The 20,092-nt window shown below is 69.5% G+C and carries 13 protein-coding genes; 2 read left to right on the plus strand and 11 right to left on the minus strand.

What is annotated here, in order from left to right:
* Positions 1-46: 46 nt before the first annotated feature.
* The 6 genes from ACQEV1_RS30005 to ACQEV1_RS30030 all read right to left on the minus strand — a co-directional run bounded on the left by ACQEV1_RS30005 (position 47) and on the right by ACQEV1_RS30030 (position 7,675).
* The gene (locus ACQEV1_RS30005; protein WP_433397818.1) at positions 47-1,387 is read right to left on the minus strand and encodes a ricin-type beta-trefoil lectin domain protein; all 1,341 of its coding nucleotides are present in this window, start codon (positions 1,385-1,387) and stop codon (positions 47-49) included.
* Between the two features lie 36 nt (positions 1,388-1,423).
* Complete coding sequence (locus tag ACQEV1_RS30010) at positions 1,424-2,533, minus strand: ricin-type beta-trefoil lectin domain protein (protein WP_433397820.1); 1,110 nt, start codon at positions 2,531-2,533, stop codon at positions 1,424-1,426.
* A 283-nt stretch (positions 2,534-2,816) separates the two neighbouring features.
* Complete coding sequence (locus ACQEV1_RS30015) at positions 2,817-4,541, minus strand: amylo-alpha-1,6-glucosidase (protein WP_433397822.1); 1,725 nt, start codon at positions 4,539-4,541, stop codon at positions 2,817-2,819.
* A 34-nt stretch (positions 4,542-4,575) separates the two neighbouring features.
* On the minus strand, positions 4,576-5,394 hold the full coding sequence (locus ACQEV1_RS30020) for a carbohydrate ABC transporter permease (RefSeq protein ID WP_285622291.1): 819 nt from the start codon (positions 5,392-5,394) through the stop codon (positions 4,576-4,578).
* The gene (locus ACQEV1_RS30025; protein WP_433397825.1) at positions 5,391-6,389 is read right to left on the minus strand and encodes a carbohydrate ABC transporter permease; all 999 of its coding nucleotides are present in this window, start codon (positions 6,387-6,389) and stop codon (positions 5,391-5,393) included. The genes ACQEV1_RS30020 and ACQEV1_RS30025 overlap by 4 nt, the downstream gene beginning before the upstream one ends.
* A gap of 29 nt (positions 6,390-6,418) precedes the next feature.
* Positions 6,419-7,675 (minus strand): sugar ABC transporter substrate-binding protein, encoded by a 1,257-nt coding sequence (locus ACQEV1_RS30030; RefSeq protein ID WP_433397827.1) that lies wholly within the window; start codon positions 7,673-7,675, stop codon positions 6,419-6,421.
* A 279-nt stretch (positions 7,676-7,954) separates the two neighbouring features.
* Between ACQEV1_RS30030 and ACQEV1_RS30035 the strand changes: the two genes are divergently transcribed.
* Positions 7,955-8,968, plus strand: a complete 1,014-nt coding sequence (locus ACQEV1_RS30035; protein WP_285622301.1) for a LacI family DNA-binding transcriptional regulator — start codon at positions 7,955-7,957, stop codon at positions 8,966-8,968.
* Between the two features lie 99 nt (positions 8,969-9,067).
* Here ACQEV1_RS30035 and ACQEV1_RS30040 read toward each other — a convergent pair whose 3' ends face one another.
* From ACQEV1_RS30040 to ACQEV1_RS30055, 4 genes are all read right to left on the minus strand, one after another.
* Complete coding sequence (locus ACQEV1_RS30040) at positions 9,068-10,531, minus strand: endo-1,4-beta-xylanase (protein WP_433397829.1); 1,464 nt, start codon at positions 10,529-10,531, stop codon at positions 9,068-9,070.
* Positions 10,532-10,661: 130 nt separating this feature from the next.
* The gene (locus ACQEV1_RS30045) at positions 10,662-12,218 is read right to left on the minus strand and encodes an arabinofuranosidase catalytic domain-containing protein (RefSeq protein ID WP_433397831.1); all 1,557 of its coding nucleotides are present in this window, start codon (positions 12,216-12,218) and stop codon (positions 10,662-10,664) included.
* A 50-nt stretch (positions 12,219-12,268) separates the two neighbouring features.
* Positions 12,269-13,798 carry an arabinofuranosidase catalytic domain-containing protein gene (locus tag ACQEV1_RS30050; RefSeq protein ID WP_433397833.1) on the minus strand — a complete coding sequence of 510 codons (1,530 nt, stop codon included), beginning with the start codon at positions 13,796-13,798 and terminating at the stop codon, positions 12,269-12,271.
* 38 nt (positions 13,799-13,836) lie between these two features.
* The gene (locus ACQEV1_RS30055; protein WP_433397835.1) at positions 13,837-15,660 is read right to left on the minus strand and encodes an RICIN domain-containing protein; all 1,824 of its coding nucleotides are present in this window, start codon (positions 15,658-15,660) and stop codon (positions 13,837-13,839) included.
* Between the two features lie 407 nt (positions 15,661-16,067).
* Between ACQEV1_RS30055 and ACQEV1_RS30060 the strand changes: the two genes are divergently transcribed.
* Entirely contained in the window at positions 16,068-17,084 is a 1,017-nt protein-coding gene (locus tag ACQEV1_RS30060) for a LacI family DNA-binding transcriptional regulator (protein ID WP_285622315.1), read from the plus strand.
* Between the two features lie 92 nt (positions 17,085-17,176).
* Here the strand turns inward: ACQEV1_RS30060 and ACQEV1_RS30065 are convergent, their stop codons facing one another.
* Positions 17,177-19,597 (minus strand): ricin-type beta-trefoil lectin domain protein, encoded by a 2,421-nt coding sequence (locus ACQEV1_RS30065; RefSeq protein WP_433397837.1) that lies wholly within the window; start codon positions 19,595-19,597, stop codon positions 17,177-17,179.
* Between the last annotated feature and the right edge of the window lie 495 nt (positions 19,598-20,092).

Below are 20,092 nucleotides of genomic sequence, written 5' to 3' on the forward strand. Positions count from 1 at the left end.
CCGTCGGAGGGTTCGCAGGGCCGGGCGACCGCGGCCGGTGGGGGCGTCATCTCCGGGTCCACTTCTGGTCGCCCCCGCCGTTGCAGGTCCACAGCACGGTCAGGGTGCCGTTGGCGGTCCCGGCGCCGTTGGCGTCGAGACACAGGCCGGACTGCGCGCCGACGACGGTCCCGTCGGCGTTCACGGTCCACTGCTGGTTGGCCTGGCCGTTGCAGTCCCAGATGATCACCTTCGTGCCGGGCGAGGTGCCGGCGCCCGAGGCGTCGAGGCACTTGCCGCCGTACACCTGGAGTTGCCGGGCCGAGGTCGGCGTCCACTGCTGGTTCGTGCCGCCGTTGCAGTCCCACAGCTCGACCTGCGTGCCGTTGGCCTGCGAGGCGTTCGGCACGTCCAGGCACCGGCCGGAGGCGGTGTTGACGAGGGCCGACGTCGAGGGAGGAGGCGGCGGCGAGGACCCGCCGCCGGCGAACTGCGTGAAGAAGCTCCAGACCACGCCGCTGGTCCAGGTCCGCCAGCCGTCACAGGTACAGCCGTCGATCGGGCCGGGGTCGTGCCCCGCCCCGTCGAACGCGGCCCACACGACCGGATACCCGGTCCGGCAGCCCGAGTAGGCGGTCACGATGTGCGTCAGGCTGCCGTTCGCCGGCTCGGGCGGGTTCTGTGCCGTGCAGCCGTTGTTCCGCACGAACGTGTCGCGCAGGGCGCGGCCCGACGCGATGGGCAGGACGTTGTCCCGGATGCCGTGCAGTCCGATGTAGGCGACGGGCTGCGTCCCGCCGCTGCATCCGCTGAGGTTCGCGCCGGAGTAGACCGCGACCGCGCGGAAGACGGTGGGCCGGGCGCAGGCGAGCGCGTACGTCATCGCGCCGCCGTAGCTGAACCCGGAGGAGAACACCTGGGAGGTGTCGACGCACAGGCCGCCTTCGAGCTGGCGGAGCAGGTCGTCGACGAAGGTCAGGTCCTGGCCGCCGGAGTTGGCCCAGCCGTTGTTGATGCCCTGGGGGGCCACGAAGATCGTGGTGTTGCCGTCGCCGTCCGCCAGCCGGCGCAGGCCGTAGTAGGACCAGTTGTAGCCGTCGGTGCCGCCAGAGTCGACGTCGTTCGCCGTGCCGCCGTTCCAGTGGAACCCGAAGACCAGCCGGTACGGGTGGTTGCTGTCGTAGCCGGCGGGCACCCGCAGGATGTAGCTGCGGTTCTGGCCGCCGCTCTGGATCGTGTGCGTACCGCTCGCGAGGGTCGGGGCCTTGCCGCATCCGGCGGTCGCCGCCGCGGGGCGGACGGCGGACGGCGGTGTTCCCCGGACGCCGCCGGCGAGCGCCGTTCCGCCCAGCGCGAGCACGACGAGCGCCGCGACCATGGCGGGGATGAGAAGGATCTTCGCTTTCATCGGGTCTTCCTTCGTCGTCGTTCGGTAGGCGGTCGGCTAGCTCAGGCTCCACTTCTGGTTGCTGCCGCCGTTGCAGGTCCACAGCTGGACCGGGGCGCCGTTGGCGGTCGAGGCTCCGGTCACGTCCAGGCACAGGCCGGACTGGACGCCGGTGATGGTGCCGTTCGCGTTGAGCTGCCACTGCTGGTTCGCGCCACCGTTGCAGTCCCAGATCTCGACCTTGGTGCCCGCGGTGGTCCGGTTGTCGTACGCGTCCAGGCACTTGGCGCCGCCGTAGACGGTGAGCCGGCCGCCCGAGGAGGACCAGGTCTGGCCGACGCCGCCGTTGCAGTCGTAGATCTGCAGCTGGGTGCCGTTGGTCCGCGTGGCGTTCGGGACGTCCAGGCACCGGCCCGCCCCGACGGCGTGGATCGCCCCGGACGTGGTGCCGGTGGCGTCGCCGATGCTGCCGGGCACCGACTTCAGGGCGGCGTACCAGGTGGCGGCCATCTTGTCGTAACCGGTGGCGTTCGGGTGCACGCCGTCGGCCAGGTCCGCGGTGGTCAGCGCGGAGTGCATGTCGACCAGATGCACGTGCTGCCCGGCGGCGGCCTTGCTCTGCACGATGCCGGGAATCGCGGCGTCGAACGTGCGGACGTTCGCCTCCTGGCCCGCGTTGGCGAGCGGGATGATCGTCGCGACGAAGACCTCGGCGGTCGGCGCGTTCGCGGTGATGTGGTCGATCAGCGCCGAAAGCCGGGCGGGGGCGCCGCCCACGTCGTGGTTCTGGATGACGTCGTTGGTGCCGATGTGCAGCAGCACGGTGTGCGGCGTGTAGGTGCGCAGCCAGCCGGCGATGTTCGCGTCGATCTGGTCGATGCGCCAGCCCGAGTGCCCCTCGTGGTCGTGGTCGCCGAGGGTGGCCGGACCTCCGGACAGCGACCCGACGAAGTCGACCTTGTACCCGTCGTTGACGAACCGCTGCCACAGGCCGGTCCGGTACGCCCCGGGCACGGTGATGCCATCGGTGATCGAGTCACCGAGCGGCATGACCCTCACGCCACCGTTGGACTCGGCGTAGGCGGCCGTACGAGCCGCGGTGAGCGAACCCACCGCAAGGAGAAGCGCGGCCAGCGCACCGGCCCATCGCAGGATGTGTCCGCGCATCACTCACCTCAGCACGTGCATGTGGGCGACACCGCTCGACCGGCGACGTCGATGAAGTCGTCGAATCGATTCGCGCAACCGATTCGACGGGAGGTTACGACTCGCGGCGAAAACCGGTCAACGTCCCCTTCTTCGCGCTTCTCGGCAAGGCGGCGCCAAATGGTGCGCGCCGACGATTCGCGCTGGTGAGCGGGTCGGAGCACACCCGCCGCCCGGCTCAGAACGGCGCTCTGCTTTCACCGCGGTTTTCATCGGGGCGGACGAGCGTACGGCGGCAAGGCGGTCACCGCGGCGCCGAGGCACGGCGTCGCTCGTACGCCTCCGCCAGAATCAGGTAGCCGCTCGCGGTCCAGGTGTAGGCGCGGTCGCGAAGCCCTTCGCCGGTCAGGGCGTCGAAGTTCTCCGCGAAACCGGATCGCTCGCACAGGGCGCGGAAGCGGCTGCTGACGTCGGCGGCGAGGTCGGTGAACCCGCCTCGGCGCAGGCCGTCCTCGATGAGGACGGTGGACGGCGCCCAGATGGGGCCGCGCCAGTAGCCGTCGGACCGATAGTGGCCGGATGACGTCAGCTCGGAGGCGAGGCCGTACGGGGTGAGATGCGCCCGGATCCGTTCGGCGAGCGCGGTGCGCGGCCCGGTGGCCAATGCGTCACCGAGGACGATCGCCATGAGGTCGAGCAGGCTGGAACTCATCCAGGTGTGCCGCGACCCGACCGCCCGGGCCACGAACCGGTCCCCCGCCCACAACTGCCGCAGCATCGCGTCGCACATCCGGTCCGCGGCCCGGCGCCAGGCGACGGCGTCCGCTTCGAGCCCCAGCTCGCGGGCGAGATCGGCGAGCTCGCGCATCTGCAGGACGAGGAACGCCGCCAGGTCCGAGGTCTGGATGACGTGGTCCGGGTCGAAGGTCGTCGCGTTGTCCCAGCCGCTGTCGTTGCCATGGTGGTAGTGCGGAAGGGCGTCGCCGGGCGCGACCCGGGCGGTGAGCCAGAAGTTCGTCCACGCCTCGAGCTGCCGGTACACGAGCGACACGACGGCCCGGTCGACGTCGTGGGGAAGGCGTTCCCTGAGGCGGCGGAAGGCCCAGCCGTGGATGGGGGGCTTCACGAAGTTGTAGAGGACCTCGGAGTGGGTCACCGAGTCGGGCAGGCAGCCCGCGCCGTTCTGATGGTCGAAGACGAGACGGAACTGGTCCAGCGCCAGCTCCGGCACGCCGTTCGCCAGCGCGAGCGCGTTGAAGCAGTGATCCCAGCTCCAGACCTTGTCCATCCAGTGTTTCGACATGAGCACCGCCGGGCGTTTCAGGAAGCCCGCCGGCCGCACCGTGGCGGACCACAGCACGTACGCGGCGAGCTCAGCGGCCGGCGTGTCGGCGCTGCGCCACGGCGCGACCGCGTCGACGAAGACCGCGAACTCCGCCTCCACCGACGCGACGACCTCGTCGAACGTGGCGGAGGGCGCGTACGGCTCGCGCTCGCCGTCGGCCTCCTCGACGAGGATCTCCCAGGGGCCGCCGTCGTCGGCCAGATGGAGCCCTCGCTCAGCCCGTCCCAGCGCCTGGACGCCCGCGGCCTCGGGCGGACGGCCGGTCAGCACGGTCACCCGGTAGCGCCGGCCGGTCTCGTACGAGGTGAACACGTGCGCGCCGTCGACCGGGTCGCGGTAGAGGTAGGTGCCGCTGAAGGGCGTCAGCTCGGGTTCGGCCGAGCTGACACGCAGGCCGAGCCCTCGTCCCCGCAGCCGGATGGCGTCGGCCCGCCCATAGGCCAGGTCCACGCGGCCGCGGCCGTGGACCCAGGACAGTCGGCTCGGTGTCGCCTCGACCGTCGCCTCGACGCGAGCTCCGCCCACCGTGGGGACGAAGCGGAGCACGGGGTGCATCCCCGTCTGGTGTGAGACGAGATGCAGGTCGTCGGCATACGTGTGCGGCGCGACGACCGGGGAGACGCCGAACCACGAGCCGTGATAGCTGAAGGGGATCTCCTGGACGGAGAAGGCCGGGATCGACATGTTCGGGCTTTCTCGTTTCTCTCGGGGCGAGCCGTCAGTCCTTCACCGCTCCGGCCGTGACGCCCGCCGCGACGTAGCGCTGGGCGATGATCAGGAGTGCGGTGGCGGGAATCGAGGCCACGACGGCGGTCGCCATGATGGCGTTCCACTGCTGGTCGTTGTTGCCGATGTAGTGGTAGATCCCGAGGGTGATCGGCCGACGGTCACCGCCGCCGTCGAGGGTGCTGGCGAAGACGAAGTCGGACCACGCCCACAGAAACGAGAAGAGCGAGACCGTGACGATCGCGTTGCGGCTCACCGGCAGGACGATCGACCAGAAGATCCGCAACCGGCCGGCCCCGTCGATCGTGGCCGCCTGCAGCAGTTCGTCGGGGATCCCGGTCATGAACGCGGCGAAGACCAGTACTCCGAACGGGACGGCGATGGTGGAGTCGGCGACGACCAGACCCACCGGGTTGTCGAGCACGCCGAGCGAGAGGTAGATGGAGTAGAAGCCCATCGCCATGATGATCCCGGGCACCATCTGCGCGATGAGAAGCACGAAGCCCAGCACGCCGGCACCGCGCGGGCGGAGCTTGGCCATCGAGTATCCGGCCGGCGCCGACACCAGCAGGGTCAGCACGACGGTGCCGGCACCGATGAACAGGCTCGTGCCGAGGTGGGGCAGTTGCTGGTCGACGACGGCCCGATACCCCGCGACCGTGCCGTGGACCGGGAACCAGTCGGGCGGGCTCTTGCGCATGTCCCGGTCACGGGTGAACGACACGTTGATCATCCAGTAGACGGGGAAGAGCATCAGAGCGGTCAGCACCAGGCCGATGGCCGTCTTCCACCAGGTGGCCCTGCCGGTCATATCGATTGCCGCCTTCGCTGGAGCCGGACGTACAGCAGGCCGAACACCAGCGCGATCACGATCAGCAGGTTGCCGACGGCCGCGCCGGGCCCGAACGAGGGCAGCAGAGTCCCGAACCCCAGCCGGTACGACCAGGTGGCGAACGTGGTCGACGAGCCGGCCGGTCCGCCCCTCGTCATGATCCAGATGATGTCGAACACCTTCAGGGTGTAGATGAGGCCGAGGAGGAGGGTGATGGCGGAGACCGGCCGGAGCAGCGGGAAGGTCACCCGCCAGAACCGCTGCCAGCCGTTCGCCCCGTCCAGGGCGGCGGCCTCGTACAGCGAGACGGGGATCGTCTGCAGCCCGCTGTAGAGCACGACCAGGTTGAACGGGACGCCGATCCAGATGTTCGCGATGATCACCGACGTCAGCGACCACTGCGGAGACGTGAGCCAGTTGACCGGACCGATCCCGAGCCGGTGCAGCATGGCGTTCACGACGCCGGAGTCGCTGTTCAGCATCCACGACCACGTGGACGCCGACACGATCAACGGCAGCAGCCACGGTACGAGGAACAGCGCGCGCAACGTCGCCGACAGCCGGAAGTGCCGGCTGAAGAACACGGCCAGCCCCATGCCGATCGTGAACTGGAACGCCAGCGACACCAGCGTGAAGACCATGGTGTGCACCAGCGCGGGCACGAAGATCGGGTCGTGGACGACGGTGGTGTAGTTCTTCGCCCCGGTGAACGGCGCGCCGCCACGTACGAACGACCGCACCGTGTAGTTCCGCAGGCTCAGGTCGAGGTTGCGGTACAGCGGATACGCGTAGAAGAGCACGAGGTACGCGAGGACCGGGGCGAGGAACGCCCAGGCCGTCCACCGGCTCGAGCGGGCCCGCGCCGGCCGAGCCCGCGCGTGCGCCCGGGCCGCCGCCGTGCCGGCCGCGTCGCCGTGTCCGTCCGCCGGCCGCCGTCGCCGCGCCTCCCCCGGTGCCCGGATCAGATCGCTCATTCCGCCGTCCCCTCGTCGCGAGCCGGGGCTCACCGAGTCGCGGCGGCCGCCGCGGACTGCGCGGCCGACAGTGCCGCCTGCGGCGGCTTCGATCCGCTGAGCGCCGCCTGCACCGCCGTCCACATCGGCTGGGAGATCTTGGGGTACTTGGTGCCCAGGCCGTCGCCGGTGCGCGGCTTCGCCGCACGTACGGCGTCCAACCACACCTTCAGGCCGGGCTCCGACGCGACCTGCTTGGCCTGCACCACGCCGGTCGGTGCGACGTACGACAGTGTCCTGTCGGTCGTGTACAGATTGCCGGTGTTGGTCAGGCAGGCCACCAGCTTCTCCGAGGTCGCGTATCGGCTGGTCTTCCTCTGTACGGGGACCGTGACGAACTCGCCGCCCGTCGGCGCCGGTGCGGTGCCGCCGTGCTCGGCCGGTATGGGGATGATGCCGTAGTCGAAGCCCACCCTCTCGGCGTTCGCGAGTTGCCAGGTGCCGTTCTCGCCGAACGCGTACCTGCCGGTCGCGAACTCCTGCCAACTCGTCGTCTGGGTGTTGTTCAACACCGAGTTCGGCGCGTACCCCTTCCTCAGCCAGCCGGTCCACAGCGACAGCGCCGCCACGCCGGCCGGGGAGTCCAGCCGGGTCAGCTGGGCGCCCGCGCCCCAGAACCACGGCAGGAACTGGAAGCTGCCCTCCTCAGTGCCGATGGCCGAGAACGTGATGCCCTTCTTTCCCGCCGCGGTGATTTTGGCCAGCGCGGTGGTCAGGGAGGCCCAGTCCCGCACCGACGCGGCGTCGACGCCGGCGCTCTTGAGGACCGCCTTGTTGTAGAAGAGGGCGAGGGTGTTGGCGCCGATCGGGACGCCGTACGTCTGCCCGCCGACCCGTCCGGCGCCGAGCAGGTTCGGCTCAATCGCGGACGTGACGATCCGCGCCTGGTCGTTGGGGACGAGCACGCCCGCCTCGGCGAGAGTGGAGACCACGGGGTTGTCGACGACCAGCACATCGGGGGCGTTGCCCTGTTGCGCGGCGAGCAGGGCCTTGGTCGTCAGGTCGGTCGTGTCGAAACCGGTCCGCCTGACGGTCACTCCCGCGTCGCCGCCGCACCTGTCGAGCAGCCGCGCCCATGCCGAGCCCTTGTCGAACTGGGGATAGGGGTCCCAGATCGTGTACGTGCCGCTCCCCGACCGGGATCCGGCTCCGTCGTCCGATGACGCGCAGCCGGCCATGCCGCCGGACAGTACGGCGGCGACCAGTCCGAGACCGGCGACGTGTCGCCACAACGGTCGTGTCCTCACGGGATTCTCCCCTCTCGCGCGTTCGGCGCCCGCCGGACCGGACGGCTTCCGCACCGCTCTTCGCACGGGGAGTCGAACCGGTTCGCGTCGGTTCGCCCGAACATAAGCCCGCATCCCCGTGGGGTCAATGGGCCGCGGCCGGTTCGCCCTGGATCCCTGGGCCCAGGCGGCGACCCGGCGTAGACTGGCCACCTCCGAACCGGTTCGCGCCCATGCGACGGTCGGCCGTCCGCGAACTCTGCTCCGGAGGCATGTTTGAGTCGGTTCGAAACATCGTCGGTGAACATCGGTGAGGTGGCGCGCCGCGCCAAGGTCTCGCGCAGCACCGTCTCGTACGCTCTGTCCGGTAAGCGGCCGGTCTCGGAGAGCACGCGCCGGCGCATCCAGCGGGTGATCGAAGAGATGGGGTACCGGCCGAACGCCTCCGCCCGCGCGCTGGCCCGTGGCGAGACCAGGACCCTTGGCCTGGTCTTCCCGCCCGCCGGCAACCACTACACCGACATGCAGCTCGACTTCATCGGCGGGGTCACGGAGGCCGCCGCGGGCCGCGACTACGACGTGCTGTTGTCCGTGGCCGACGCGGGCGAGGAACGATCCTTCCAGCGTCTGATCGGAGAGCGGCGCGTCGACGGCGCGATCCTCATGGAGATCCGGCTGCACGACGCCCGCGTCGAGCGGATGCGCGAGAGCGCCTTCCCCTTCGTCACGATCGGCCGCATCAGCGACCCTGACGGCACGGCCTGGGTCGATCTGGACTACCGAACCCTGGTACGCCGGTGTGTGCAGCATCTGTCCGACCTGGGCCACCGGCGGCTGGCGTTCGTCAACCGGTCCGAGGCGCTCCTGCGGTCGGGGTACGAGTCGGCCCACCGCGGGCAGGACGGATTCGATCTGGCCGTCCGCGAGCTCGGCCTGAACGGCGCCGCCTACCCCTGTGAGGACGACGCCATGGGCGGCGAGCGGTGCGCGGCACGGATCCTGGCCGACCATCCCGAGACCACCGGCATCGTCACCGTCAACGAGGCGTCCCTGGGCGGGCTGTACCGAGGGATCACCGCCGCGGGCCGTACGATCCCGCGTGACATGTCCGTCACGGGCATCGCCGGCGCCCGGTGGGCCGACGCGGTGACCCCGGCGCTGACCGCGGCCGACGTGCCCGCCCGGGAGATGGGCCGGATCGCCATCGACCTGTTGCTGGAGCGCATCGCCGGCGCTCCCGCGCGCGATCGCCTCCTCGTGCCTCCCATCGTGTTGCGGGCCAGTACGGGCACCGCTCCCCGCCTCGCCCCCTGATCGGGACGGTGAGCCGTCGGCGGCGCCCGGTCCGGGTCGTGCCGGGCCGGCGTACGATGCCGGCCCGGCACAGGCGTCATACCGGCGAATCGCCCCTCGTCATCCGAGGGTCCACTGCTGGTTGCCGCCGCCGTTGCAGGTCCACAGCTGGACCAGGGCGCCGTTGGCGGTCGACGCTCCGCTCACGTCCAGGCACAGGCCGGACTGCACGCCGGTCACGGTGCCGTTCGCGTTGAGCTGCCACTGCTGGTTCGCGCCGCCGTTGCACGGCCAGGTCTCGACCTTCGTTCCGGGCGAGGTCTGCTTGTTGTAGGCGTCCAGGCAGAGGGTCGAGCCGCCGATCTGGACGGTGAGCTCGTTCGCGGCGGTGTGCGTCCACATCTGGTTGCTCGCGCCGGAGCAGGCCCAGATCTGCAGCTGGGTACCGGCCGTGGTGCTGGAGTTCGGCACGTCGAGGCACTTGCCCGCGCTCACCGCGTGCAGTTCGCCGCCGCCACCGCCCGAAGAGGAGCCGCCGAGAGCGGTGACGGTGGCGTTGTAGGCCGGTTTGGGCTGGTAGTTGGAGTCGTACATCGTGGCGGCACCGTAACCGGGGAACGTGCCGGGAATCCACGAGTGCCCGTCGTCGACGCCCCACTGGGAGACGCCGACGCAGCGGGACACCGCCAGACAGTCGTTGACCACGGTGCCGTAGTCGGTGGCCTGCTGCGCAAGGGCGGAACCGGAGGCCGGCAGCTGGATGCGGTCGTCGAGCTCGGTGACGGCCACGTCCAGGCCGAGAGCGGCGAACCGCTGCATGTTGGCCGGCATCGAGGAGGGGACCTGCCCGACGATGAAGTGACTCTCCAGTCCGATGCCGTTCAACGGGACGCCCTGGGACAGCAGCGACTGCGCCAGGTTGTACATCCCGTTGCTCTTGGCGTTCTCCCCTTCGATGTTGTAGTCGTTCAGATACAGCTTCGCGTTCGGGTCGGCCGCGTGCGCCGTCCGCAACGCCTCGGCGATGTACCCGCTGCCCATCGCGTTGGAGAACGCGTCCGCCCGCAGGCTGCCGTCCTCGTTGAACGGCTCATTCACCACGTCCCAGGCGTACACCTTCCCCTTGTAGTGGGTCGCCTCGGTCGTGATGTGCGCGTCCATCGCCGACTTGACCTGGCTTGAGGGAAGGCTGGACACCCAGCCCGGTAACTGGGCGTGCCACACCAGGTTGTGCCCCCGCACCCGCATGCCGTGCGCCTGGGCGAAATTGAGGATCTGGTCGCCCGGCCCGAAGTTGTAGGACCCGTTCGAGGGCTCGGTCGTGTCCCACTTCATCTCGTTGCCCGGGGTGACCATGTCGAACTGCGCCGTCGCGACGTTCATCTCGCCGCTGACGCCCAGATCGCCGGCCGTCAGCGCGGTGCCGAAGTACCGCCCCTTCGCCTCGGCGAGGCTTTTCAGCGTCGTCGCCGCCCGAGCCGGCGCGGCGCCGAGCGCCATGAACATCACCACGATCATCGCCACCCCCGCCGCGAAGGCGGGCCGGCCGTTTCTCGGTCTGCGCGCGGTTTCATTCCGGGTCACGTCGGTACCTCCATTTCGGATGGGGTCACGGCCGTTCACCGCACGGGTCGGCTGGCCGGCAGGCGGGCGCGGCGTGACCTCGGCGTCGCCCGCCTGCCGGAGAACGGGGTGTCGGGTTCGGGGCCCGTCGTCAGCGCGGAGTGAAGTCCTGGTTTCCGCCGGCCACGTTCTTGCACGGCCACTGGTCCAGCTGCTGGCCGGTATTGCTCCCCGCGCCATAGACGTCGAGGCACAGGCCGCTGTTCTGGTTCTGGAACGCCCACGACCCATCGGACTGCGCCACCGGCCGCCACATCGAACCCGCCGCACCGTTGCGCGCCTGCTGCACGATGTCCGGCACCCCCTGGGAGGTCGAGCCGTTCGCGACGGCCACCACCAGACCCGAGTTCTGCGCCTGCAACTCCCCATAACCGTTGGACCCAGGCAGGAACTGGAACTGCTGGTTGCTCTGCCCGTTACACGACCACTGGTCGATCGCGGCACCCGACGCACCCGAATTGCCGTACACGTCCAGGCACAGGCCGTTGTTGCCCACCACCAGCTGGTGGTAGCCGCTCGGGAAGGAGCCGCCCGAGCCGCCCCCTGCCCCGTATCCTGCGGCCACCAGGTTGGCCTGCACCGCGTTCTCGGTCGCGTCGGAGGGGTAGCCGGAGACCATGGCGCCCTCGTAGAAGGTGCCGGCGCTGAGGTTGGCGCCGCCACCGGGCTTGCAGCAGTCACCGCCGCTGCCGAGCACGATGGCGCCCTGCTTCTTCATGGGGCTGTACCCGTTCGGGAGGCCGCCGTCCCACAGGGTGGTGAGACCACCGGACTGGGCGTCCGCGCCCTTGATGGCGAATCGCGAGGTGCCGTTGTTCTTCAGCATCGCCGTGACGTACCGGTTGGTGAAGGCCCGCTGGTTCGGGTTCCAGGACTGGCTTCCACCGGGGTACAACCCCCACTCCAGGTCCGCCTGCACCCAGGGGCCCGAACCGGAGCAGCCGCCGAACCAGCACGAGGTGCTGAAGTTGATCGCATCCATGGCGCCGGCGTTGTCCGCCTTGCGGTCGGTCTCGCTGTTGCCGTAGTCGAAGCAGCAACCACCGTTGACGTGCGTGCCGCTGGTCACCATGTACATGCCCTCGGGCGCGGTGCCGGTCGGTACGCCCGTCGAGTGGCCGTCCCTCCAGTAGCTGTTACCGGGGTTGATGTAGAGCGAGTAGGCCTTGTTGCCGGCGACCGTCAGGGACTCGGACGTCGCCTTCGCCGGGCTGCTCTGGCTGGACCCGGGCACCGTGCTGGATCCCTGGTACCACAGATCGTTGCCATGCCCGGACTGGTCGTAGACGACGGTGATGACGCACGTGGTGCCGGCGCAGAAGGAGTCCTGGGCCGCGGCGTCGGCGAAGCCGCCCGCGCTCAGGACGCCGATGTTCCTCGTCGCGCTGTCCGAGGAACGCCGGACCTGGTAAAGGTTGCCGCTGTAGGAGCCGTAGAGCGCGCGCACCGTGCTGTGCGCGGCGACGCACGGCGTGCCGCCCGCGGCGTAGATGTCACAGGGGCCCGTGCCGGCCGCCGAGGCCGGTGTCGACCACGCCGCCACGGCCGTGATCAGGAGGGCCAGAACGGCCACCACGTACGCGGCGACCGGTGACCGCCGTCTTTCGCCGGCGACACGGCCGATTGGACGGAGAGATGAGGTCTGCACAGTTCTGCTCCTTGGGGCCCGGCTCCGCTCAGCCGGTCGGGGGACGGCCGTCAGCGGGGGCTGAAGTCCTGGTTGCTACCCGCCGCGTTCTTGCACGGCCACTGATCCAGCTGCTGACCCGTGTTGCTTCCCGCGCCATAGACGTCCAGGCACAGGCCGCTGTTCTGGTTCTGGAACGCCCACGACCCATCGGACTGCGCCACCGGCTTCCACATCGAACCCGCCGCACCGTTACGGGCCTGCTGCACGATGTCCGGAACCCCCTGCGACGTCGAACCACCCGAAACCGCCACCACCAGACCAGAATTCTGCGCCTGCAACTCCCCAAAACCATTCGCCCCCGGCACGAACTGGAACTGCTGATTCGACTGACCGTTACACGACCACTGATCGATCGCCGCACCCGACGTCGACGTGTTCCCATACACATCCAGGCACAAGCCGTTGTTGCCCACCACCAGCTGGTGGTAGCCACTCGGGAACGAACCGCCCGTGCCACCGCCCGACCCGTACCCCGCGGCCGTGATACTCGCCTGCACCGCGTTCTCCGTCGCGTCGGACGGATAGCCCTTCGTCACGGCGCCCTCGAAGAACTCGCCCTGGCCGCTGACGCTGTTGTCTCCGCCGGTGCCCAGCAGGATCGAACTGTCGGTGCGCATCGGCGAATAGCCGTTGGGCAACGCGCCGGAATACGGCGTCGTCAGTCCCCCGCTGGCCGCGTTGCCGTATTTGAGAGTGAAATTACTGGTGCCGTTGTTCTTCTCCCACGCGCTGACGAACGGGAAGTGCACCCCGGAATTGTTCGGATCCTTGTTCGACCCGGTTCCGGTGTGGTACATCCCGTTCTCCAGATCGGCCTCCACCCATGGGCCCGATCCGACGCACCCGCCGAACCAGCAGGCGGTACCCCACTCGATCGCGTTCATGGTGGCGTTGCCGGTGTCGGTGTGGGAGTTCTCGCCGCTGCCGTAGTCGAAGCAGCACCACTGGTTCACGTAGTTCGACGAGGTCACCATGTAGATGCCTTCGGGCTGGGAGCCGGTCGGCACGCCTCTGGCGTTGTCGACCCGGTACCCGGTGCCGGGCGTCGACTTGATCCCGTACGCCGCGTGCCCGCCGATGGTGACCGGCAGTGCCATGGCGTCCGCGCCGATGTCCGCGCCGTTCGGGCCGGGCCCCTTCCAGTAACCGCCCCAGGAGATCGGCATGTCGTTGTGGTTGGTGGTCTGGTCGTAGATCTTCGTGATCGTGCACGACGTGCCGGCGCAGAACGACACCTGCGGCGCCGCGTCGACGTATCCGCCCGCCGACAGCGGGTTGATGTCGAGGTACTTCTGATCGGACTTGCGCTGGATCTGGTAGAGCGGCCCGCTGTAGGAGGCGAACAGCGCGCGGGTCGTGCTGTGCGCCGCCGCGCACGGTGTCCCGCCGGCCGCGTAGATGTCACACGGTAACGACGCCGCCGAGGCGTTGTTCACCGCCGTCTGCGCGCACAGGGCGAGCACGACCGCCGCCACGGCCAGCAGGCACGTGGCCAGCAGCCGGGCCGGCCGGCGCAGGCCGGCATGGACTGAGGACATGGGAACCTCCGTCTTTCCGAGATGGGATTGGCCGGTCGTCAGCGGGGGCTGAAGTCCTGGTTGCCACCCGCCGCGTTCTTGCACGGCCACTGATCCAGCTGCTGACCCGTGTTGCTCCCCGCGCCGTACACGTCCAGGCACAGGCCGCTGTTCTGGTTCTGGAACGCCCACGACCCATCGGACTGCGCCACCGGCTTCCACATCGAACCCGCCCCACCATCACGGGCCTGCTGCACGATGTCCGGAACCCCCTGCGACGTCGAACCACCCGAAACCGCCACCACCAGACCGGAGTTCTGCGCCTGCAACTCCCCAAAACCATTCGACCCGGCCACGAACTGGAACTGCTGATTCGACTGACCGTTACACGACCACTGATCGATCGCCGCACCCGACGCACCCGAATTGCCGTACACGTCCAGGCACAGGCCGTCGTTACCGACCACCAGCTGGTGGTAGCCGCTCGGGAACGAATCGCCCGTGCCACCGCCCGATCCCGGCGTCAGGTAGACACCGAACGCGTCGTGCGAGGCCTGGAAGGTGAAGGGCACGGTGACGGAGCCGCCGGCGGCGCTCATGTCCTGGTCGAGGACGACCGGGCGGGAGCCCAGCGGGGACTGGTCCGGGATGCGGTAGACGGTGACATGGACGCTGCCGTTGTTCGCCAGCCAGGGCACCGACGACAGCCCGCTGAACGTCACGGACGCGCCGCCGGTGTAGCCGCCCGAGTCCCCGATGACGGCGACGGCGCGTTTGTTCGCGCTGTCCTCCGCGGCGGAGATCGCCGTGCTGCCGACCTGCCCGGAGGTGGCGACCAGGCTGCCGGTGAGGTCGGCGTACGTGCGGAACGCCCACCAGTTGCCGGTGGCCGCGAAGCTACCGCCGTTCACCGCGACGATGCCGGTCAGGTTGGGAATCAGGCAGCAGACCCAGTTGCCGCGCATCGCGTTGGTGTAGCCGGACTGGGCGAAGCGGGCCAGGTACCAGGCCGTCACTCCGGCGGTCTGCCGGTCCGCCGGCTGGTACTCGTTCGCCGACAGCGGGCGGCGCGTGATTCCGGCGGAGTCCAGCGCGCCGTTGAGGGCCTGTGACACGGCAACCGGGTCGTCGACGTCGCCCTCGTCGTGGTTGGTGATCTCGTCGGGCACCGTCCCGGCGGACTTGACGTGCGCCAGCCACGTCTGCCACTCGCTCCGGTTGCCGAGCGGGGTGAAGGCGAACGACGGCCCCACGATCTTCGCGTTCGGGGCGATGCGGCGGATCTCCCGGTACGCCGTGTCCCACATCTGGAAGTACTGGGTGCTGTTCACGCCTCGCGTCCAGAAGACGGAGATGTCCGGCTCGTTGTCGATGTCGTAGGCGAACTTCAGCCCCGACGCCTGGAGCGCGCCCACCGTGGCGTCGATGAAGCTCACCCAGTTGGAGCAGTCCCCGTTGTCGCACGGATACACGGTGTTGGACGGCTGCCCTCCGTCCAGGCCGTACAGGTCGGTGACGATGACCTGGAACTCGGCGTTGTACGGAGCGAACCGCCTGGCCTGCGCGATCACCGTGTTGACGTCCGTCTGCGTCTGGGAGCCGTACCGGTAGCCGTCCCCGATCCAGGCCCGGTTCACATGCCCGCCGGCGCGGTAGGCGTTGGGACGGAGCGGTTGCAGGTACTGGTCCGGCGGCTGCGTCCCGTCCTGGTTGACGCCGTACAGGAATCCCTCGCCGACACCGGTCGACGGTCCGGTCGTGGCGGCCAGGTTCACGTTCATCGACTCGGTCGCGGCCTGAGCCGGCGCCGACAGGGGGATCAGCAACGCGAGGGCCGTGGCGGCCGCGGCCGCGAGGCGGCCGAGTCTTGCTCTCGAACTCATCGGGCTTCCTTCGGTCCGGGCCGAACCGCGAGTGGCAGGATGTGTCGAACCGATTCGCGAATCGATTCGCTGGGATGTTACGGCGGGGTTGAGTGGGGGTCAATGCCAGGTTTCGCCCTCGGGCCCGGCGCGATCGAACGGTGGCGGTCTTCCCTGGTAGAGGCCTTGCGGAGCAGGCATCGGCACCTCGGTTCGGGGCCGGCCGGCGTGAAAGTTTTCACGCCGGCCACGCCCGTCAGGCCGGGAAGGCGCTCGCACCGGGACGGCCACGCCAGGGGGCGGAGCGTTGCCCGGCAAAAAGTCGGGTGACTATACTCTTTCCTCGTCTACGAATCGATTCGACTCGCGGCACCGACCGCGCGCGCCGGTCGACAGGTCCACGGCCGCCGACGCCGCGAAGGAGCTTGATGAACATCGGGGAGATCGCCCGCCGGTCCGGCGTATCGCGCAGCACGGTGTCGTACGCCCTCAGCGGCAAGCGGTCCGTGTCCGAGGCGACCAGGCAGCGCATCCAGTCGGTCATCGACGAGCTGGGCTACCGGCCCAACGCCGCCGCCCGCGCGCTGAAGGAGGGTCGTACCCGCACCCTCGGACTGGTCGTCCCACCGGTCCGGGACCGGCTGACGTTCATGCAACTGGACTTCGTCGCCAGCGTCATGGCTGCCGCCGACCGTGCCGATCTCGACGTGCTGCTCTCCCCCGCGGCCGACGACCACGACCGCTCGTTCGAGCGGATCGTCGGCGGGCGCCGGGTGGACGGCGTGATCCTCATGGAGGTCCGCCTGAAGGATCCGCGCGTCGAGCGGCTGCGCGACATGGGGCTGCCGTTCGTCACCATCGGGCGCACCACGCGGCCGCAGGACACGTGCTGGGTCGACGTGGACTACGCGTCGCTGGCCGAACGATGCACGAACCATCTGGTCGACCTCGGGCACCGGCATCTCGCACTGGTCAACCGTTCGGCCGAGCTGGTCGCCTCGGGCTACGGCCCCGCCCACCGAGCGCGCGAGGGCTTCAACGAGGCGGTCGCCCGCCGCGGCGTGGAAGGGTTCGAGTTCTGCTGCGCCGACAACGCGGCGGCCGGAGAGTCCTGCGTCCAGGAGATCCTGCGAACCCATCCCGAGGTGACCGCGGCGGTCACGGTCAACGAGGCGGCCCTGCCCGGGGTGCAGCGCGCGCTCGACCGCGCCGGTCTGGAGATCCCGGCGCGGTTCTCCGTGGCCGGCGTCGCCGCGCGGTACTGGGCCGAGCAGTTCCATCCCGAGCTCACCGCCGCCGACGTGCCGGCGGCCGACATGGGCGCGGCGGCCGTGGAGTTCCTCATCGGCCGTATCGCCGAGCCGGACTCCCCGCCCCCGCACCATCTGTTCACTCCGCCGATCTCGCTCCGGAACAGCACCGGTCCGGCACCCACGCCGCGCTGAACCACCGGGCCGGCGTGGCACGGGGCGGCGAGCCGGGGCCGGTCCCCGGCCCGCCGGCGGCGGACCGGGGACCGGCCGATCAGCTCGCGGGGTCAGCCCCGCGACCACTTCTGGTTGCCGCCGCCGGTGCAGGTGCCCAGGTCGATCAGCGTTCCGTTGCCGGTGCCGCCGTTGACCGCGTCGAGGCACAGGCCGGACTGGACGCCGGTGACGGTGCCGTCGGTGTTGAGGTTCCACTGCTGGTTGGCGCCGCCGTTGCAGTCCCAGATGATCACGTGGGTGCCGGCGGACGTTCCGGCGCCCTCCGCGTCCAGGCACTTGGCGCCGTACACCTGGAGCTGCTTGGACGAGGTCGGCGTCCACTGCTGGTTCGTTCCGCCGTTGCAGTCCCAGAGTTCGGCCTGCGTGCCGTTGGTCTGGGAGACGTTCGGGACGTCGAGGCAACGGCCGGAGCCGGTGTTGATCAGCGCGGACGGCGACCCGCCCGTACCGCCGCCCGAGCCGGGGGTGATCTTGAGGTTGTCGAACTGCGCGGTCTCGCCCTGACTCGTTCCCAGGCCGATCTGGCCCGCGCCGTAGGCGGAGTCGCTCACCGAGCCAAGAGAGGCGCCGTCGACGGTGGCGGTGATGGTGCCGCCGGAGAAGCCCAGTGCGAGGGTGTGCCAGCGGTTCGTGCCGAGTGCCGAGGTCGTGCCAGTGCGCAACGTCGTCCACTGCGCGCTGGTGTTCGAGCGCAGGATCGACCAGGCTCCCGTGTCGCTGACCCGCAGGTAGTAGGCGTTCAGTCCGTTCGGGTCGCCGGTGCTCTGCGCGCCGGCGCGCCCGATGACCTCGGCGTACCCGGACTTCTCCAGCAGCACGTCGGAGGAGACGGTGTAGTTGGTCCAGCCGGTGTTGCCCAGCAGTGCGTACGGGTCGGAGATCGGCTTCCACCCGATCGCGGCCTGCGTGCTGCCCTGGCGGACGCACATGCCGGACCGGCCGCCGCCGCAGGCGCTCGCCTCGAAGGCGCCCTGCATGTCCATGAGGTACTTCGCCTCGTGGCCCGCGGAGTAGGAGTCGAAGTCGTCGCCGTACGGAAGGTTCAGCGCGCCCTGGGCCGGGCTGGTGGCCGTGCCCTTGCCCTGCCCGGTGGTGGTCGTGACGGTGTAGAGGTAGCCGGGCTGGACGGTGAGGGAGAAGTTCCCGCCGGACGGGGTGATGTCGGCGGTGTGCACGAAGTAGTCGGCCGGGTTACCGGAGTTGAGGTTGGTCGCCCACACGTGCACCGCCCCCGTGGACAGTCCTCCGGTGACGCCGAAGTTCAGCGTCTGGGCGCTCGTGGCGTCCGCGGTCTCGATGATCGTGCTGTAGTCGGTGTTGTTCGTCGACTTCAGTGACACGTAGCTGCCGTTGTTCCGGTTGCCGCCGAGATAGCCGCTGGAGGAGTCGAGGTACTTCCACCCGGGGGCGGTGAACTGAGTGGTGTGCGCGAGCGCCCAGCTGTCCTTGCCGACGGCGTACCAGCCCGACCACGGCTGGTTCGCCAGGATGAGCCCGACGGTCGGCCACGGGATGTTCGGCGTGACCGAGGCGATCAGATCCCAGTTCAGGTAGGCGGTCATCTTGCCGTCGATATAGGACCGGTTGACGCCCCGTGCCAGCGGCGCGGCACCCCCGTTGTAGTCCTGCGAGCCGTTCTCGCTCGACCACAGCGTCTTTCCGGAGCTCGTGAAGTTCGACGGCACCGAGCATGAGGTCTGCGCGCTCAGGTATCCGCACGGATAGTGTCCGCTCAGGACGTCGACGTCGGCCCGGAAGGTGGCGTTGCTCGCGACCTGGTCGGCCCCGACCCAGGCACCCGGGTACTGGTCGCCGACGATGATCTTGACGTTCGAATAGCCGGCCGCGTTCAGCGCGTTGCGGAGGTTGATCGTCCAGTTGACGTCCCACAGCTTCTCGTTCTGCGCGGCCGTCAGGTAGTCGATCGACAGGTTGTGCTGCTTGGCGCAGCCCAGCCACGACACCAGATAGTTGATCATGTCGGTGGACAGGAAGGTGCCGTTGCCGATCCATCCCGGCGCGCCCCAGGCCAGCCCGACCAGCTTGATGCCGGGGTTGCGCGCCTTGGCCTGTTCCATGATCCACCACTCGTAGCCACGATCGCAGTTCAGATCGCCGCGGAAGTGGGAGTGGCTGGGCTCGGCGCCGCTGGTAGAGTTGGTGTCACCGCCGATCTCGACCTTCAGCATCTGCAGGGCGGCCCCGTAGCCCGGCTTGAACAGGTAGTCCAGGATCTGGCCGCGCTGCGGCTCGGGATAGTCGATCAGCAGCCGGCTGTTGCCGCCGCCGCCGCTGACCGCGCCGACGCCGTCGAACGTACGACCGCCCGACGCACCGTTGACGGTGATCGAGGTGGCCGCCCGGGCCGGCGTCGTCACGGTGCCCACGACACCGCTCGCGGCCAGTAAGACACCGGTCAGCACGACCACCGTGACGCGTAGCCGCCGGAGGATGCGGCTGATTCGTGGCATGGGGCTTGTCCCTTCAGCGGACGAGACTCATTCGCATCACCTGTTCGACATCTCGTACAGATGTCGAACCGATTCGGCCTGGACGTTAAATGCGTAGGTCGGGCGTGTCAATGAGCTTTCACGACTTACCAGAGCCGACGGGGCATGACACCCGTGAACGCCGGTGGAAGCCGTTGACCCGGATCGGCGCCGGCCGTAGCATCCGCTCGAAACCGCGCCTAGCGAATCGATTCGACAAAGCGCCGCGATCGACGACCGACCTGGGAGGCCCGCCAATGTCTTCGTCTCCGTTCCTCCTGAGACGCCGGAGGGCACCCGCCGCCCTCAGAGCCGCCGCGGTCGGGCCGCTCGCGGCGGCCGCCCTGATCGTTCCCGCGGCTTCCGCCTCGGCGGCGACCACGACGATCTACGCGTCGCCGTCGGGGAGCGGCAGCGCGTGTTCGGCCGGGCAGCCCTGTTCACTGGCGGGAGCGCAGGCGGCGGTCCGATCGATGA

The sequence above is a fragment of the Actinoallomurus sp. CA-142502 genome (assembly GCF_050936355.1).
Lineage (GTDB): Bacteria > Actinomycetota > Actinomycetes > Streptosporangiales > Streptosporangiaceae > Actinoallomurus > Actinoallomurus iriomotensis.

Bases quoted from the DNA above. Each gene is read 5' to 3' on its own strand.
- ACQEV1_RS30020 (WP_285622291.1), bottom strand. From the start codon at position 5,394: ATGACCGGCAGGGCCACCTGGTGGAAGACGGCCATCGGCCTGGTGCTG.
- ACQEV1_RS30025 (WP_433397825.1), bottom strand. From the start codon at position 6,389: ATGAGCGATCTGATCCGGGCACCGGGGGAGGCGCGGCGACGGCGGCCG.
- ACQEV1_RS30015 (WP_433397822.1), bottom strand. From the start codon at position 4,541: ATGTCGATCCCGGCCTTCTCCGTCCAGGAGATCCCCTTCAGCTATCAC.
- ACQEV1_RS30055 (WP_433397835.1), bottom strand. From the start codon at position 15,660: ATGAGTTCGAGAGCAAGACTCGGCCGCCTCGCGGCCGCGGCCGCCACG.
- ACQEV1_RS30005 (WP_433397818.1), bottom strand. From the start codon at position 1,387: ATGAAAGCGAAGATCCTTCTCATCCCCGCCATGGTCGCGGCGCTCGTC.
- ACQEV1_RS30010 (WP_433397820.1), bottom strand. From the start codon at position 2,533: ATGCGCGGACACATCCTGCGATGGGCCGGTGCGCTGGCCGCGCTTCTC.
- ACQEV1_RS30050 (WP_433397833.1), bottom strand. From the start codon at position 13,798: ATGTCCTCAGTCCATGCCGGCCTGCGCCGGCCGGCCCGGCTGCTGGCC.
- ACQEV1_RS30065 (WP_433397837.1), bottom strand. From the start codon at position 19,597: ATGCCACGAATCAGCCGCATCCTCCGGCGGCTACGCGTCACGGTGGTC.
- ACQEV1_RS30060 (WP_285622315.1), top strand. From the start codon at position 16,068: ATGAACATCGGGGAGATCGCCCGCCGGTCCGGCGTATCGCGCAGCACG.